Origin of the sequence: Marinobacter mangrovi, from assembly GCF_016798325.1 — a bacterium.
GTDB lineage: Bacteria > Pseudomonadota > Gammaproteobacteria > Pseudomonadales > Oleiphilaceae > Marinobacter_A > Marinobacter_A mangrovi.
The window spans coordinates 148,119-162,609 of sequence record NZ_JAERVO010000001.1 but is presented as its reverse complement, the minus strand read 5'-3'; the positions used below and the strand labels follow the sequence as shown (position 1 = coordinate 162,609).

The 14,491-nt window shown below is 61.6% G+C and carries 10 protein-coding genes and 1 tRNA gene; all 11 read right to left on the bottom strand.

What is annotated here, in order from left to right:
- Positions 1-37 precede the first annotated feature (37 nt).
- Positions 38-1,288: an ABC transporter substrate-binding protein gene (locus tag JL474_RS00710; protein WP_203140582.1), complete on the bottom strand. Its 1,251-nt coding sequence runs from the start codon at positions 1,286-1,288 to the stop codon at positions 38-40.
- Between the two features lie 184 nt (positions 1,289-1,472).
- Positions 1,473-2,930 carry an ATP-binding protein gene (locus JL474_RS00705; protein ID WP_165495641.1) on the bottom strand — a complete coding sequence of 486 codons (1,458 nt, stop codon included), beginning with the start codon at positions 2,928-2,930 and terminating at the stop codon, positions 1,473-1,475.
- Positions 2,923-3,639: a response regulator gene (locus JL474_RS00700; protein ID WP_123633083.1), complete on the bottom strand. Its 717-nt coding sequence runs from the start codon at positions 3,637-3,639 to the stop codon at positions 2,923-2,925. Before JL474_RS00700 ends, JL474_RS00705 begins: the two co-directional genes overlap by 8 nt.
- A gap of 643 nt (positions 3,640-4,282) precedes the next feature.
- Positions 4,283-5,401 (bottom strand): ABC transporter permease, encoded by a 1,119-nt coding sequence (locus tag JL474_RS00695; protein ID WP_203140581.1) that lies wholly within the window; start codon positions 5,399-5,401, stop codon positions 4,283-4,285.
- Entirely contained in the window at positions 5,398-8,121 is a 2,724-nt protein-coding gene (rbbA, locus tag JL474_RS00690; RefSeq protein ID WP_203140580.1) for a ribosome-associated ATPase/putative transporter RbbA, read from the bottom strand. Before rbbA ends, JL474_RS00695 begins: the two co-directional genes overlap by 4 nt.
- A complete protein-coding gene (locus JL474_RS00685) occupies positions 8,118-9,194 on the bottom strand; it encodes an HlyD family secretion protein (protein ID WP_203141265.1) in 1,077 nt (358 codons plus the stop codon). The genes rbbA and JL474_RS00685 overlap by 4 nt, the downstream gene beginning before the upstream one ends.
- A gap of 124 nt (positions 9,195-9,318) precedes the next feature.
- The gene (gene arcC, locus JL474_RS00680) at positions 9,319-10,251 is read right to left on the bottom strand and encodes a carbamate kinase (protein ID WP_203140579.1); all 933 of its coding nucleotides are present in this window, start codon (positions 10,249-10,251) and stop codon (positions 9,319-9,321) included.
- A 24-nt stretch (positions 10,252-10,275) separates the two neighbouring features.
- The gene (locus JL474_RS00675) at positions 10,276-11,286 is read right to left on the bottom strand and encodes an ornithine carbamoyltransferase (RefSeq protein ID WP_203140578.1); all 1,011 of its coding nucleotides are present in this window, start codon (positions 11,284-11,286) and stop codon (positions 10,276-10,278) included.
- A 33-nt stretch (positions 11,287-11,319) separates the two neighbouring features.
- Entirely contained in the window at positions 11,320-12,573 is a 1,254-nt protein-coding gene (arcA, locus tag JL474_RS00670) for an arginine deiminase (protein ID WP_203140577.1), read from the bottom strand.
- A 60-nt stretch (positions 12,574-12,633) separates the two neighbouring features.
- Positions 12,634-14,061 carry an arginine-ornithine antiporter gene (arcD, locus tag JL474_RS00665; protein ID WP_203140576.1) on the bottom strand — a complete coding sequence of 476 codons (1,428 nt, stop codon included), beginning with the start codon at positions 14,059-14,061 and terminating at the stop codon, positions 12,634-12,636.
- 263 nt (positions 14,062-14,324) lie between these two features.
- Positions 14,325-14,401, bottom strand: a tRNA-Pro gene (locus tag JL474_RS00660).
- Positions 14,402-14,491: the final 90 nt, after the last annotated feature.

Sequence of the window (14,491 nt, the reverse complement as noted above, 5' to 3'; positions counted from 1 at the left end):
GCGCTGGCCAGCGCCCCATCCGGTCTTGCAGGTTAGATCAGAGAGCGGACTGGACAGCAGAAGCCAGTTGCTTGGCGGTGGCTTCCGGATCCGCATCCTTGGTGTTGAAGAAGTTCGTGATCACATCGAAGATCTGGCCCTGGATGGCACTGGTGGTCGCCATGCCGTGAGCCATGCTCGGGACCAGGCCGCCGGTATCGGCGGTGGACTTGAAGGCCTTCATGGATGCCTTGGCGCAGTCGTCAAAGCTGGCCATGTCGACATCAGTCCGTACCGGGATGGAACCCTTGGCCTTGTTGAAGATGGTCTGGAACTTCGGACGCAGGATGGTGCGTGCCAGATCCATCTGGGCTTTTTCATTGGCCTCGTTGTTCAACTTGAACATGGCCAGTGAGTCGATGTTGAAGGTGAAAGAATCTTCGGTGCCCGGCGCCGGTACACAGAGGTAGTCCTTGCCGGCCACCTTGTCGGCCGCCGTGAACTCGCCCTTGGCCCAGTCGCCCATGATCTGCATGGCGGCGTCGCCGTTGATGACCATCTTGGTGGCCACGTTCCAGTCACGACCAACCGCGTTCGGGTCGATGTAGTCGCGGATCTTGTGGAACTTGGTCAGCGCCTCGACCATTTTCGGGCCGGACAGCACGTCCATATCGTGATTCACGAAAGCTGCGGTGTAGTCCTTGGGCCCCAACTCCGCCAGGGCAACGGCCTCGAACACAGTCGCGTCCTGCCAGGCCTGACCACCGTGGGCCAGCGGGATGATGCCGGCCGCCTTGATCTTGTCAGCGACCTCAAAGAACTCGTCCCAGGTGTGCGGGACTTCGACTCCGACTTTCTTGAACACGTCGGGGTTGACCCACAGCCAGTTGACCCGGTGTACGTTGACCGGAACGGCCACGTAATGGCCTTCGTACTTCATGATGTCGGAAACGATCGGCGGCAGGACCTGATCCCATTTCTCTTCCTTGGCCACGTCATCGAGATTGGTCAGGAAGCCCAGCTTGGCCCACTCCTGGATGTCGTGGCCCTTGATCTGGGCCGCGGCCGGGGGGTTGCCGGATACTGCGCGTGTCTTGAGGACGGTCATGGCGGCTTCACCACCACCACCGGCGACGGCGAAGTCTTTCCAGGTGTGGCCCTGCTCTTCCATCATTTCCTTGAGGACACCCATGGCCTTGGCCTCGCCACCGGATGTCCACCAGTGGAGCACCTCAACCTGGCCGGCGTGCGCCGGGGAAAGCACAAAACTCAGGCCGATAGCGGCCAGTAAATGCCTGATCGGTTTCATAGGTTGGCACCTTGTTGTTGTTGTGAATGTCATTTTTTCGCTGTCAGCGCTCGACAACGTCATTCGAGTCTATGGCAAGGGGCAAAAGCCTGACGTATCAAAGTGCAAGGTCAATGTAACCGGATCGATACATTGACCTGAAACGCAGCAACCACAAGGCTCGGCCCCGGACAGGCCAGGAGGATTAATCCGGATTCCGCGGCAGGATCAGCGTCAACCGCAACCCACGCTGTTCCCGGTTGGAGGCTTCGACATCCCCCCCGTGGGCGTGGGCGATCGCCCGGGCAATACCCAGGCCAAGCCCTTCTCCCGGCGCGCTGGGCGACGCCCGGTAGTAGGGCTCGAAGATCTTCTTGAGCTGGTCCGGCGGCAGCCCCGGCCCCTCGTCCTCGAAATGCAGGGTCAAGGTCGTAGGGGAATCCTCGATACGGATCGTGACCCGCTCCCCGTATTTTAGCGCATTATCGAACAGGTTCCCGATGCATCGCCGAAGCGCCAGCGGCTTGCAACGGTACGGCCGTCGGGCCCGCCCCTCCAGAGAGACCTTGCCCGGCGTGCGGGCGGCCGGCTCAGTGACCTGGTCGATCAGGCCATGCACGTCCACCGACTCCATATTTTCATAGATGTCGTTGTCCTTGACCGACTGCAGCGCGCTCTTGACCAGCAGGTCCAGTTCCTGGAGATCCTTCTCGAATTTGGAACGCAGCATCTCATCGTCAAGCAGTTCGCTGCGCAGGCGCAGGCGGGTGATCGGCGTTTTCAAGTCGTGGGACACGGAGGTGAACAACTGCTCGCGATCCTTCAGGTAGCGCTGAATCCGGTCCCGCAGCGTGTTGAAGGCCCGTGTGACGGCAACCACCTCACTGCTGCCCCGCTCCGCCAGCGGCGGGCGATCGTCGTCAAACGGCATTTCCCGGGCGGCCCGGGCCAGCCGTCGCAGCGGCCGGGTCTGCCAACGCACCAGCAGGGCGATGAAGGTCAGCAGGAAAATGGTCAACAGGCCAATGAAGAAGATCTGCTGTTTGGGCAGGCCGCTGTTGTCCTCGAGCGACACATAGGGCGCTGGCAGCGGCGTCGCCAGATACAGCCACTCATCGGGGGCGATCTCGATCTGCGTCACCAGCACCGGCGGATTGATCGGATCAAGGTTGAGCGCGTAATTGGCCCAGGAGGGCGGCAGATCCGTCAGCTTCATCTGGCTGTTGAGGATGCGCAGATCCTCCGGCGCCACGAACTCCACCCGAATGGGCAGATCGCCGCCAATGCGCTCCCGCAGCACCTCGGACACTGCATCCACCACCTCCGCCTTGCGGGACGTATCCGGCAACGGCTTCAGGGCGATTTCCCGCTCGTTCAGGGACACGAAAAAGCGCGTACCGCCCATGTTGCGCAACTGCTCCAGCACGATATGCCGGTATTCCAGCGGCAACGACTTGAAAAAGCGGACCGTCGCCGCCGCAGAATAGGCCAGATTGCGACTGCTGTTGATCAGCCCGGCGGTTTCCTGGGCGCGGAAGGTGGTGTACCAGAATGCGGTGGAGATCCCCTGGGCCAGCACCACCGCAACCAGGGTCAACAACAGCATCCGCGTCAGCAGGGACTGGGGCCGGATGCGCTGGAACAGGGCCCGGACTTTACTCATTCTCGTAACTGACGGTAGCCGTGAGCATGTAGCCCGCGCCGCGCACCGTGCGGATCAGCTTGGGCTGGCGGCCCTTGTCCCCCAAACGGTGCCGCAACCGCGACACGGCCACGTCCACCACCCGGTCCAGCGGATCGGCTTCCCGCCCGCGGGTAACGCCGGCGATGGTGTCGCGATCGAGAATGCTGTTGGCGTGATCCACGAACAGCTTGAGCAACGCGAAATCCGCCCCGGACAGGCTGATGCGCTGCCCGCCCTGGTCATTCAGCTCGTGGGTCTGACAATCCAGCCGCCACTGGGCGAACCGGACGTAGCGCCGGAACCCCTGCTGGCTCAACTGGGAACGCCGCAACAGCGCCTTGATCCGGGCCTGGAGTTCCCGGGCGCTGAAGGGTTTGGCGATGTAGTCGTCCGCGCCGAGTTCAAGACCGATCACCTTGTCGGTTTCGTCGGAACTGGCGGTCAGCATGATGATGGGCAGGGCGAAATGATCCCGCACCCAGCGACACAGGGTGAAGCCGTCGTCGCCGGGCAGCATGATGTCCAAGATCAGCACATCCGGCAGACAGTCATCCATGGCGGCCCGCATGGCCTCGCCATCGGAAGCGGTCCGCACGTGATAGCCGGCCTGCCCGAGAAAGGTCTGTAGCAATTCGCAGATGTCTTCATCGTCATCCACGACCAATACGGAATGGGTTACTGCAGTCATTGCGCGAAGCCGATTGTGTCCGTTGTTATTTTGAGGTGCCTTCGGTCAGGGCCTGTTGCCACCGGCCCTGTGCCCGGCAACACACTATGTCCTCTGTTCCGTCACCTGTCCAGACAGGCGGGTCATGCAGCGCAATGCGGCCACGCGATCCTCTAACAGATTCCTCGACATATGACCTCTCCCTGTAACTGAGGTGAAGGTTCCTCGCCTCCATTTGAGGGTAACGCCGAATGGCTGGTTTGACCTACGTCAGAAATGGGCACGACGGCTCGGACCGGAAGGCAATCAGGGTCGGCTGGTAAGGAGGGCTCTAACCTATTGGCCAGGGGCCTCGTCGTTTTGAAAGATTTTTGAAAGGTATCATTAATGTCCCGTCTGGTTCATTCGCTGATCGACTGAGCGCCTGAACGCTTTGAGAATAGGGCGCGATAGCAAAGGTTTGGCGGCCGGCGCTCCGGTGGTTCCAAATCGAGCTGCCGCAACACCGCTATCCAAGCGTTCAGGCGCTCCCGAAGGGCGCACCACTGACGCCTCTGGACCTGCGATGCCAACCCTGGATGTGGAACCCCAAACCGGCGGGCTGGCGCCTTGGCCAGAGACGTCAGCGGTACGCAGCAGGTCAACGAATGAACCAGACGAGACACTAGCGTAGGGATTGGCGTAGCCGTGACAGGGAATAGCCAAAGAAGACGCTGCCGATGGCCAACAGCGCCACGAGCTGTGGCCATACGATGGTAAGGCCGGCGCCACGAAACAGGATGCCCTGCCCCAATTCGACAAAGTGCGTCGTCGGCGCCAGCACCATGATGTACTGGACCAGCAGCGGCATGCTTTCCCTCGGCGTTACGCCCCCCGATAGCATCTGCAGGGGAATCAGTACCAGGATCACCAGCAACCCCAGCTGGGGCATTGACCGGGCCACCGTGCCAAAGAAGATACCCATCGACGTGGTGGCGAACAGGTGCAGCGCCGTGCCGAAAAGAAACAGCGCCAGCGAGCCCGATATCGGAATGGCCAGCCAGCTTTCCACGACAAAGCGCAGCGAGATGCCTGCCGCTGCCAACACCACCAGTCCCATAGACCAGACCTTGGCCGCCATAATCTCGAACGGCGCCACCGGCATGACCAAAAGATGCTCGATGGTGCCGTGCTCCCTTTCACGGATCAGTGCGGCGCCGGTCAGGATGATCGATAACATGGTGATTTGATCAATGACGGCATTGACCGCACCGAACCAGCTTGGATCGAGGTTGGGATTGTATACGGCACGCACGACAGCCTGGACGGGCATCCTGCTGTCCGGCCGATGCCCGGCCAGGAAGGCGGCAACCTCCTCCTGGACAATCTGCTGGATATAGCCGGCACCGGTAAACGCCTGACTGACCTGGGTCGCATCGACGTTGAGCTGGATCGCCGGTGCCTCCCCTTTCAGCAGGTCGCGCTGGTAGTTCACGGGGATATTGACGGTGAACGTGAAGCGCCCTTTATCCATTCCCTCGTCCATGCCCGCGTGATCGGTCAGCACCGGCGTTACGAAGAAAGGCTCCTGGAACGCATCGATGATACGGCGGGAAACCGGCGAATGGTCTTCGTCGACAATGGCAATGGTCGCCCGGTGAAGCGTCTCGGGTTCGCTCGTGGCGGTGGCGTGGACACTCACGGTAAATGCATAGACGATCAGTATGACCATGGCCGGATCGCGGGCCAGGGTCCGCAGCTCCTTGATACCAAGCTGCAGGATATTGGACAGTGAGCGGATCATTTTTCCTGCTTCCTGAGTCCGGCCACGCTTGCCAGGATCAGTACCGGAACCGTAACCATAAGGGCCAGGAAGTATGGGTACAGTTCCTCCATGCCCAGTGCCTTGGAGAAAGCGCCCCGGCTGATCAGCAGGAAATGGCTGGTCGGATAGAGGTGGCCGATGAATGCCGACGCGCCCTCCATCGCCGAGACCGGATGCACGATACCGGAAAACTGGATGGCCGGGATCAAGGTGGCGATGGCGGTGCCGAATATGGCCGCGATCTGGCTCCTGAAGAGCGACGACATCAATAGCCCAAGTCCCGTTGAGCACATCACATACAGCAAGGCGCCCAACGTAAGGGTCAGCAGACTGCCTTTCACCGGCACACCAAACACCGTGGCCGCCAGCAGGGCCATCAGCAGGAAGTTAACCAGCCCCATACCGATGTAGGGCAGTTGCTTGCCCAGGAGAAACTCCAGCCGGGTCACCGGCGTGACGTAGAAGTTGGTGATCGAGCCCAGCTCTTTCTCCCGGACCACACCGAGCGCCGTCAGTATGGCCGGGATCATCATCAGCAACAGGGGGATAACCGCGGGCACCATGGCCGGCAGGCTCTGGACGCCCCGATTGTAGCGGTAGCGAATCTCGATGTTGGCTCGACCGACGCCGGGATTCACACCATGATCCCTGGCCAGCTCTTCGAGATAGGCCATGTGGATGCCCTGGACATACCCCTCTATCGTGTTGGCGCGATTGGGCGTGGCGCCGTCCACCCAATAGGCCACCTGGGGCGAATCCCCCCGCTTGAGGTCCCGCCCGAAACGGGGAGGAATTTCCACGGCCAGGCTGATGTCCCCATTTCGCAGCCGCTGGTCCATGTCGTCATAGCTGGTTAACGGGGCCTTTTCCCTGAAATACCGCGACCCGGAGAGGTTGAGGACGTAATGCTCGCTGGCGGTGGTCTGATCGCGGTCCAGCACGGCGAAAGTCAGGTCCTCGACGTCCATGGTGATGCCATAGCCCATGATGAACATCAGGATCAGTGTGCCGGCCAGGGCCATCGTGGCGCGCACCGGATCGCGTCGCAGCTCCATGCTCTCCAGCCGCGCGTAGCTCATCAGGCGACGGCGGCTGAAACGCGGCGGGGGCGGAGCGCTTCCTGCGACATCGACCGGCGCTTCGAAGACCGGCGCCGACGAGACGTCGCTGCCGTCACCGGCGTCTCGCAGGTAGGCGATGAAGGTGTCTTCCAGGGTGGTCGAGCCCCGCTTGTCCATCAGGGCCCGGGGCGCGTCGCTGTCCAGTACCTGGCCGGCATGCATCAGCGAGATGCGGTCACAGCGCATGGCCTCGTTCATGAAGTGGGTGGAAATGAAGATGGTGACGCCGTCTTCCCGAGACATGCGGATCAGCTGCTCCCAGAACGTATCCCGCGCCACCGGATCGACGCCGGATGTGGGCTCGTCGAGGATCAGGATCTCCGGCTGGTGCAGGATGGCAACGGCCAACGACAGCCGCTGGCGGACCCCGAGCGGAAGCTCGCCGGACGTCTGGTCGATCACGCCCGCCAGGTCAAAGCGATCCAGTAACGCCCGTCGGCGCGCCTGATACAGGTCATCGGGCAGGTGGAACAGGTGGGCATGCAGGTCCAGGTTCTGCCCCACCGTCAACTCGCCATAGAGCGAGAAAGCCTGCGACATGTAACCCACCCGGCGCCGGGTGTCGATGTTGTGGGGATCGACCGGCTCGCCGAACAGTCGGGCTTCGCCCTCCTCGAACGGTAGCAGGCCTGTCAGCATTTTCATGGTGGTGGACTTGCCGCACCCGTTGGAGCCGAGAAACCCGAAGATCTCGCCCCGCTCGATCCGGAAGTCCACATGGTCCACCGCCGTGAAATCCCCAAACCGCTTGGTCAGTCCATGGGCTTCAATCGCCACGCCGTCAGTGACCGTCCGGGGCGGTATGACCAACTCACGGTGCTGACCGCGCCGGCTCTCCGGCAGCAGTTGGATGAAAGCCCGCTCCAGCGAATCGCACCCGGTTTTTTCCAGCAGTCCGGCCGGGGTACCCGCATCCAGCACCCGGCCATCGTTCATCGCGATCAGCCAGTCGAAGCCCGCCGCCTCGTCCATGTAAGCCGTCGCCACCAGCACGCTCATGCCAGGCCTCTGACCTCGAATACGCTCGATCAGGGCCCAGAACTGGCTCCGTGACAGGGGATCGACACCGGTGGTGGGCTCGTCGAGGATCAGCAGGTCCGGGTCGTGGATCAGCGCACAGCACAGTCCCAACTTCTGCTTCATGCCTCCCGAGAGCTTGCCGGCGGGTCGCTCGGTAAACTTTTCCAGGCCCGTACTGCGGGTCAGGTCGGCAATCCGACGGTTGCGCTCCTCCCGCCCCTGACTGAACAGGCGACCGAAAAACTCGAGGTTCTCGCGGACGGTTAACGACAGATACAGGTTCCTGCCGAGCCCCTGGGGCATGTAGGCAATCCGTGGGCCGGTCAGTCTTCGGTGTGAGGCGTCCGCCATATCGCCGCCAAGCACGGTGACCGTGCCCGTCTGGATACGTCGGCAGCCGGCAGTCAGGGCCAGCAGGCTGGACTTACCCACTCCGTCCGGCCCAATCAGCCCAACAACCTGACTGGCGGGGATATCCAGGCTCAGGTGATCCAGTGCCTGGACTTTGCCATAACGCAGGCCGATCTCGCGCAGGCAGGCGACGCTTTCCCGGCTCATGGTGAGACGTTAACGGTCAGGTTGTCGGGCCAGGGAGTGTCCGGGTCGAGCTTGATGTAAGCCATTCCGGGCAAGCCGGTTTTAACCTGTTCAATGTGCTTTCGCAGCAGTTCGGGATCAATTCTTGCCCGGATGCGGAACATGAGTTTCTCCCGCTCGCTCTGGGTCTCCACCGTCTTGGGTGTGAACTGGGCCACGCTGGAGACGAAGCTGACGCGCGCTGGCAGGACATAGCCGGGTGCCGCGTCCAGCACCAGATGGACGTCGTCTCCGAGCGCCACTCGGCCCGCTTGGGATGTCGGCAGGAAGAACGTCATGTACACGTCGGTCAGGTCGACGAGGTTGAGCACCTTGCCGCCAACACCCAACACCTCGCCGGGTTCGACGATGCGGTACTGGACCCGCGCCACGCGATCCGCGCGCAGCTCACTGTCGTCCATATCCGCCTGCACCCTGGCCACGGCCGCCTCTGCGGCCTCAATCGCGGATTCGGCCTCGACCACCTGGGAGCGGGATGCCGCAATCGCGGCGTCGGTTGCCGAGACCTGGGCCCGCGCCACCGCCAGCGCAGCCTCGGCACTCTGCATGTTGGCGCGATCGTCATCGACCTGCTGACGGGAGATCGAATTGCGTTCCAGCAGAGAATTGGAACGTTCGAAGCGTTTCCTGGCCGCAGTCAATTCAGCCTGGCGTTGCAACACAACCGCTTCGGCGGACGCCTTGTTGCTCTCATTCTGTGCCACCAGGGCATGCGCCGTTTCCAGCGCATTGCGGGCGCGCTGACGTTCGGCGCGAACCTGGCGTAATTCGGCCTCCAGCGACCGCGTATCCATCCGCGCCAGGACCTGACCAGGCTCCACGAAGCCCCCTTCCCGGACCAGAATCTCCTCGACACGCCCCGCCAACTTGGTGGCAATGTCAATCCCGGTCGCCTCAATACGACCGTTGCCCGAGACGATCCCATCACCGAGCTCGTCAGGCCGCATTTCGTACCAGGTCGCCCAGCCGATAAAGGCCAGTACAACCGTGGCCAGTAAGGCGCGGTAAAGCGTTTTCTTCATCTTGGGCGTCATGATCGAAAGGGACTCTCCCATTCTTGTCTGTCGGAGGGCATCACGCCCCGATACAACCGGCATCGTTGCAGGCGAAGCGGTCACCGTGTGTCGCGGGCGCAGATGCGGGCGTCCGGTAGACCGGCTATTGGCGATAATCGATTCCGGGTTCAGACAGGCTCACCCGGGTGCCCGCCCGGCCCGCCACAATCCCCTCAATGTCCGCCAGCGAACCGATCACCGCCGTCTTTCCGGTCTGCCGGGTGAAGTCGCAGGCGGCCTGAACCTTGGGGCCCATAGAGCCTGCAGCAAATGACAGCGCCTGCAGATCGTCGGGATGCGCCCGTGCGATGGCCCGCTGGGTGGGCTGCCCCCAGTCGACGTAGACGGCTTCCACATCCGTCGCGATGATCAGCAGGTCACTGTCCAGCTGTTCCGCCAACAGGGCTGAACAAAGGTCCTTGTCGATCACGGCTTCGATGCCGTGCAACTTGCGACCGGCATCGTAGACCGTGGGAATCCCTCCACCCCCGGCACAGATCACGACGCTGCCCTTTTCCAGCAGCCACTTCACGGGTCGGATTTCGAAGATGCGTTTGGGCTGCGGGCTAGGCACAACCCGGCGGAACCGGTCGCCATCCGGCGCCATGTGCCAGCCTTTCTCGGCGGCAAGTCTGTCCGCCTCCTGGCGCGAGTAAACCGGTCCGATCGGCTTGCTGGGATGCTGAAAGGCTGGATCGGAAGCATCCACTTCGACCTGGGTAAGGATCGTGGCGAATGGCGTCTCGAACGGCAGCAGGTTGCCCAGCTCCTGTTCGATCATGTACCCGATCATACCCTCGGTCTGGGCCCCCAGTACGTCCAGCGGATAGGGCTCGACCTGGCTGTAGGCGGCACCCTGTAGCGCCAGCAACCCCACCTGAGGGCCGTTGCCGTGGGCGATGACCAGCTCATTCCCGGGAATGATCCGGGCCAGCTGTTCGCAGGCGACCCGCACATTCTGGCGCTGGTTTTCCGCCGTTAGCGGTTCGCCCCGGCGTAACAGGGCATTCCCGCCGAGGGCAGCGACGATACGCATTCAGTCTCTCCTCTTCCGTCGGCGTCAGATGTCGCCCAGGGTGGACACCAGGACCGCCTTGATGGTGTGCATGCGGTTCTCGGCCTGTTCGAACGCGATGCAGGCGGGGGATTCAAAGACCTCGTCGGTCACTTCAATCCCGCCGCTGAGGTCCGGGTACTGGTCGGCAATCTGCCGACCGACCTTGGTCTCGGCGTTATGGAAGGCCGGCAGGCAGTGCATGAACCGCACCCGCGGATTGCCACTGGCGTCCAGCAGCGCCTTGTTCACCTGATAGGGCCGCAGCAAACGGATCCGCTCACCCCAGGTTTCGATGGGCTCGCCCATGGAGACCCAGACATCGGTGTGGATGAAATCGACGCCCTGCACCGCCTCTTCCGGGCTTTCCGTGAGGGTCAGCCGGGCACCGGAGGCCTCGGCAAACTCCCGGCAGGCTGCGATGTGCTCTTCGGCCGGCCACAGAGCCTTCGGCGCCCCGATCCGCACATCCATCCCCAGCTTGGCGCCGATCAGGAGCAGCGAGTTGCCCATGTTGTTACGGGCATCTCCCAGATAGGCATAGCGAATGTCGTGCAGGGGCTTGTCACTGTGCTCGCGCATGGTCAGCACGTCGGCCAGCATCTGGGTCGGATGGTATTCATCGGTGAGGCCATTGAAGACCGGCACCCCGGCATACTGGGCGAGATCCTCGACAATCGCCTGCCCTGCCCCCCGGTATTCGATGGCGTCGTACATCCGCCCCAGCACACGGGCGGTGTCCTTCATGGTTTCCTTGTGCCCGATCTGTGACGACGTGGGATCGATATAAGTGACGTTGGCCCCCTGCTGATAGGCCGCTACTTCAAAGGCACAACGGGTTCGTGTGGAGGTCTTCTCGAAAATCAACGCGATGTTCTTGCCCCGCAGATGCTGCTGCTCGGTACCGGTGTAACGCGCCCGCTTGAGATCCCGGGACAGGTCCAGCAGGTATTGCAGCTCGCGGGTGCTGTGGTGCATCAGGCTGAGCAGGCTGCGGTTGTGGATATTGAACGCCATGTAAAAAACCTCCGTGACAATGTTCCGTTTGCGTCAGTAATCGACGGGATCGCGTACGATGGGACAGGTCATACAGTGGCCGCCACCGCGCCCCCGGCCCAGCTCGCTGGCATCGATGGTGATGACTTCCACACCGGCCTTACGCAGCAACGTATTGGTGGAGGTGTTGCGGTCGTAACCGATGACCACACCGGGCTCGATGGCCACCACGTTATTGCCGTCGTCCCACTGCTCCCGTTCCGCTTCGTAGCTGTCACCGCCGGTTTCCACCACGCGCAGCGCCTTCAACCCCAGCGCCTGGGCAACGACGTCCAGGAAGCTGCCCTCTTCGCGCCGCAGATCGATACCTCCCGGCTTGCTCTCATCCGGGCGCAGGCTAAAGGCCACGATGGACTGCACGGCTTCGGGAAAGACGGTCACCAGATCCCGGTCGCAGAAGCTGAAGACCGTATCCAGGTGCATGGCCGAACGGGCCTTGGGCAAGCCGGCGACGATCACCCGTTCGGCGGCGCCCTCATTGAAGAGGGATTGAGCCAGTTGGCCGATGGCCTGGCGCGACGTCCGTTCTCCCATACCGATCAGCACAATGCCGTTGCCGATCGGCATCACATCGCCACCTTCCAGCGTGGCCATGCCGTGATCCTGATCCGGATCGCCATACCAGACCTTGAAGTCGGCCTCCGCAAACTCCGGATGAAATCGATAGATGGCGGTGGCCAGCAGGGTCTCCTGGCGTCTCACGAGCCAGTGCATGGGATTGAGGGACACGCCGCCGTAGATCCAGCAGGTGGTATCCCGGGTAAACAGCGTGTTCGGAAGCGGCGGCACGACAAAGCTGGAGTGCCCCAGGTAATCCCGGAACAGCTTGACGATGCTGCCGCTGTGATCGCCGGGCAGATCATCACCGGACACCCCGCCAATCAGGAATTCGGCCAGCCGGCGGGGCTCCTGCTCCTCCAGCCAGGCCCGCACTTCGTCCTGCAGGCCCAGTCCAACCAGGTTGGGTGTGATCTTGCGATCCAGGATCCAGTCCCGGGCCTCGGGATTCCTGACGGTTTCCGTGAGCAGATTGTGCATTTCCAGCACTTCGACCCCGCGTTCCCGCATTTTGGTGACGAAGTCAAAGTGATCCCGTTTGGCCTGGTTGACCCAGAGCACATCATCGAACAGCAGATCGTCGCAGTTGCGGGGGGTCAGCCGCTGGTGCGCCAGGCCCGGTGAACAGACCAAGACCTTTCTCAGCTTGCCAATTTCCGAGTGAACACCGAGGGTTTTCGGACCAGACATGGCACGTCTCCTTGTCGTGGGTAGGAAGAAGCGTTTTGAGCGTCGGCAAACAGCGTCCGGTCAGAGGGACAGGAACCCGGCGTACAACCCATAGGCGGCAATCAGGGCACCAATCACCACCACAGCAAAGATCACTTTTTCCAACGGCGTGAACACGGGCTGGTTCTGCTCCCGTTTGGCCTTGGCAAACAGCGCCGCGCCCGGCGCGTAGAGCAGTGCCGACAACAGGATGTACTGGACACCCCCGGCGTACACCAGCCAGACGCTGTAGATCACGGCGACCAGAGCAATCAGCAGATCCTTGTTGCGGGCCCGCGGGTCGGTCTCGTAAGTGTCCTTTCGCCAGGCCACCAGCAGGGCGTAGGCGGCGGACCAGAAATACGGGATCAGTATCATCGACGTGGCCAGGTAGAACAGGCTCAGGTAGGTGGACGCGTTGAACAGCGTCAGGATCAGGAAAAGCTGGATCAGGCCATTGGACAGCCAAAGGGCGTTGGCCGGCACCTGTTTGCTGTTTTCCTTGCGCAGGAAGGCCGGCATGGTGTGGTCTCGGGCGCCGGCAAACAGGATCTCGGCACACAGCAGCGTCCAGGCCAGCAGACCACCGGCCAGTGAGATGATCAGCCCAACGCCGATCAGGACTGAGCCCCAGCGCCCCACCACGTGTTCGAGCACGCCGGCCATCGACGGGTTCTGGAGCCCGGCCAGCTCCGGTTGGCGCAGGATCCCCATCGACAGGACGTTCACCAGGATCAACAGCAGGAGCACGCCCAGGAAGCCGATGACCGTGGCCTTACCGACGTCACTGCGCTTCTCTGCCCGGGCGGAATAGATGCTGGCCCCTTCAATGCCGATGAAGACCCAGACGGTCACCAGCATCATGTTGCGCACCTGGTCCATCACGCTGCCCAGTTCCAGGTTGCCCTGCCCCCAGAAATCGTCAACAAAAATACCGCTCTTGAAGGCTGTGGCAGCAATAACGATGAAGACAATCAGCGGCACTACTTTGGCGATGGTCGTTACCAGGTTGATGAAGGCCGCTTCCCGGATGCCCATGAGCACCAGGAAATGGATGCCCCAGAGCACCAACGAAGCGCAAACAATCGACGCGAGCGTGTTGCCTTCACCGAAGATCGGGAAAAAGTACCCCAGCGTGCTGAACAGCAGGACGAAATAACTGACATTGCCCAGCCAGGCGCTGATCCAGTAACCCCAGGCTGACGAGAAGCCCATGTAGTCGCCGAAACCGGCCTTGGCATAGGCGTAGATACCGGAATCGAGATCGGGCTTGCGATTGGCCAGCGTCTGGAAGACAAACGCTAGAGTGAGCATGCCGATGGCCGTAATCACCCAGCCGATCAGGACCGCGCCGGCGCCCGCACTGGTCGCCATATTCTGGGGAAGGGAAAAGATACCGCCGCCGATCATGGAACCGACGACCAGCGCGATCAGCGCACCGAGTTTCAACTTTTGAGTGTTTTGCGTCATGGCTCATCTCTTTCCGTGAGAGCGTTAGACGCAAACTACACAAAGGCTTTGTGGAACTTCCTGATCCCGGTCAAGATTGGCTCAAATCGAAAAGATTCTATGCCAACAATACGCAGTTGAATGCATGTTGCACTGTTTAAGGGGAAAGATCGGTCAGGTGACGAGGGTAAATGCGTTGCCGCGGGTACGATCCGGAATCGACCGATTATACGGAACACCGGAAAGAAAAACCGACATTCAACGGCTTATAAAAGGGAGGAAATTGGTCGGGACGGCAGGATTTGAACCTGCGACCACCTGCACCCCATACAGGTGCGCTACCAGACTGCGCTACGCCCCGACACGGCAGGCTTTGAACAGTGAGTTCAATAGCTTAGCGGGAGCGAAGTCTACACCAGCTCCTGCCAAAAATAAACAGGAATTTTGCGAG

Coding starts and splice junctions, on each gene's coding strand:
- JL474_RS00710 (WP_203140582.1), bottom strand. CDS start 1,288: ATGAAACCGATCAGGCATTTACTGGCCGCTATCGGCCTGAGTTTTGTG.
- JL474_RS00705 (WP_165495641.1), bottom strand. CDS start 2,930: ATGAGTAAAGTCCGGGCCCTGTTCCAGCGCATCCGGCCCCAGTCCCTG.
- JL474_RS00700 (WP_123633083.1), bottom strand. CDS start 3,639: ATGACTGCAGTAACCCATTCCGTATTGGTCGTGGATGACGATGAAGAC.
- JL474_RS00695 (WP_203140581.1), bottom strand. CDS start 5,401: ATGATCCGCTCACTGTCCAATATCCTGCAGCTTGGTATCAAGGAGCTG.
- rbbA (WP_203140580.1), bottom strand. CDS start 8,121: ATGAGCCGGGAAAGCGTCGCCTGCCTGCGCGAGATCGGCCTGCGTTAT.
- JL474_RS00685 (WP_203141265.1), bottom strand. CDS start 9,194: ATGACGCCCAAGATGAAGAAAACGCTTTACCGCGCCTTACTGGCCACG.
- arcC (WP_203140579.1), bottom strand. CDS start 10,251: ATGCGTATCGTCGCTGCCCTCGGCGGGAATGCCCTGTTACGCCGGGGC.
- JL474_RS00675 (WP_203140578.1), bottom strand. CDS start 11,286: ATGGCGTTCAATATCCACAACCGCAGCCTGCTCAGCCTGATGCACCAC.
- arcA (WP_203140577.1), bottom strand. CDS start 12,573: ATGTCTGGTCCGAAAACCCTCGGTGTTCACTCGGAAATTGGCAAGCTG.
- arcD (WP_203140576.1), bottom strand. CDS start 14,061: ATGACGCAAAACACTCAAAAGTTGAAACTCGGTGCGCTGATCGCGCTG.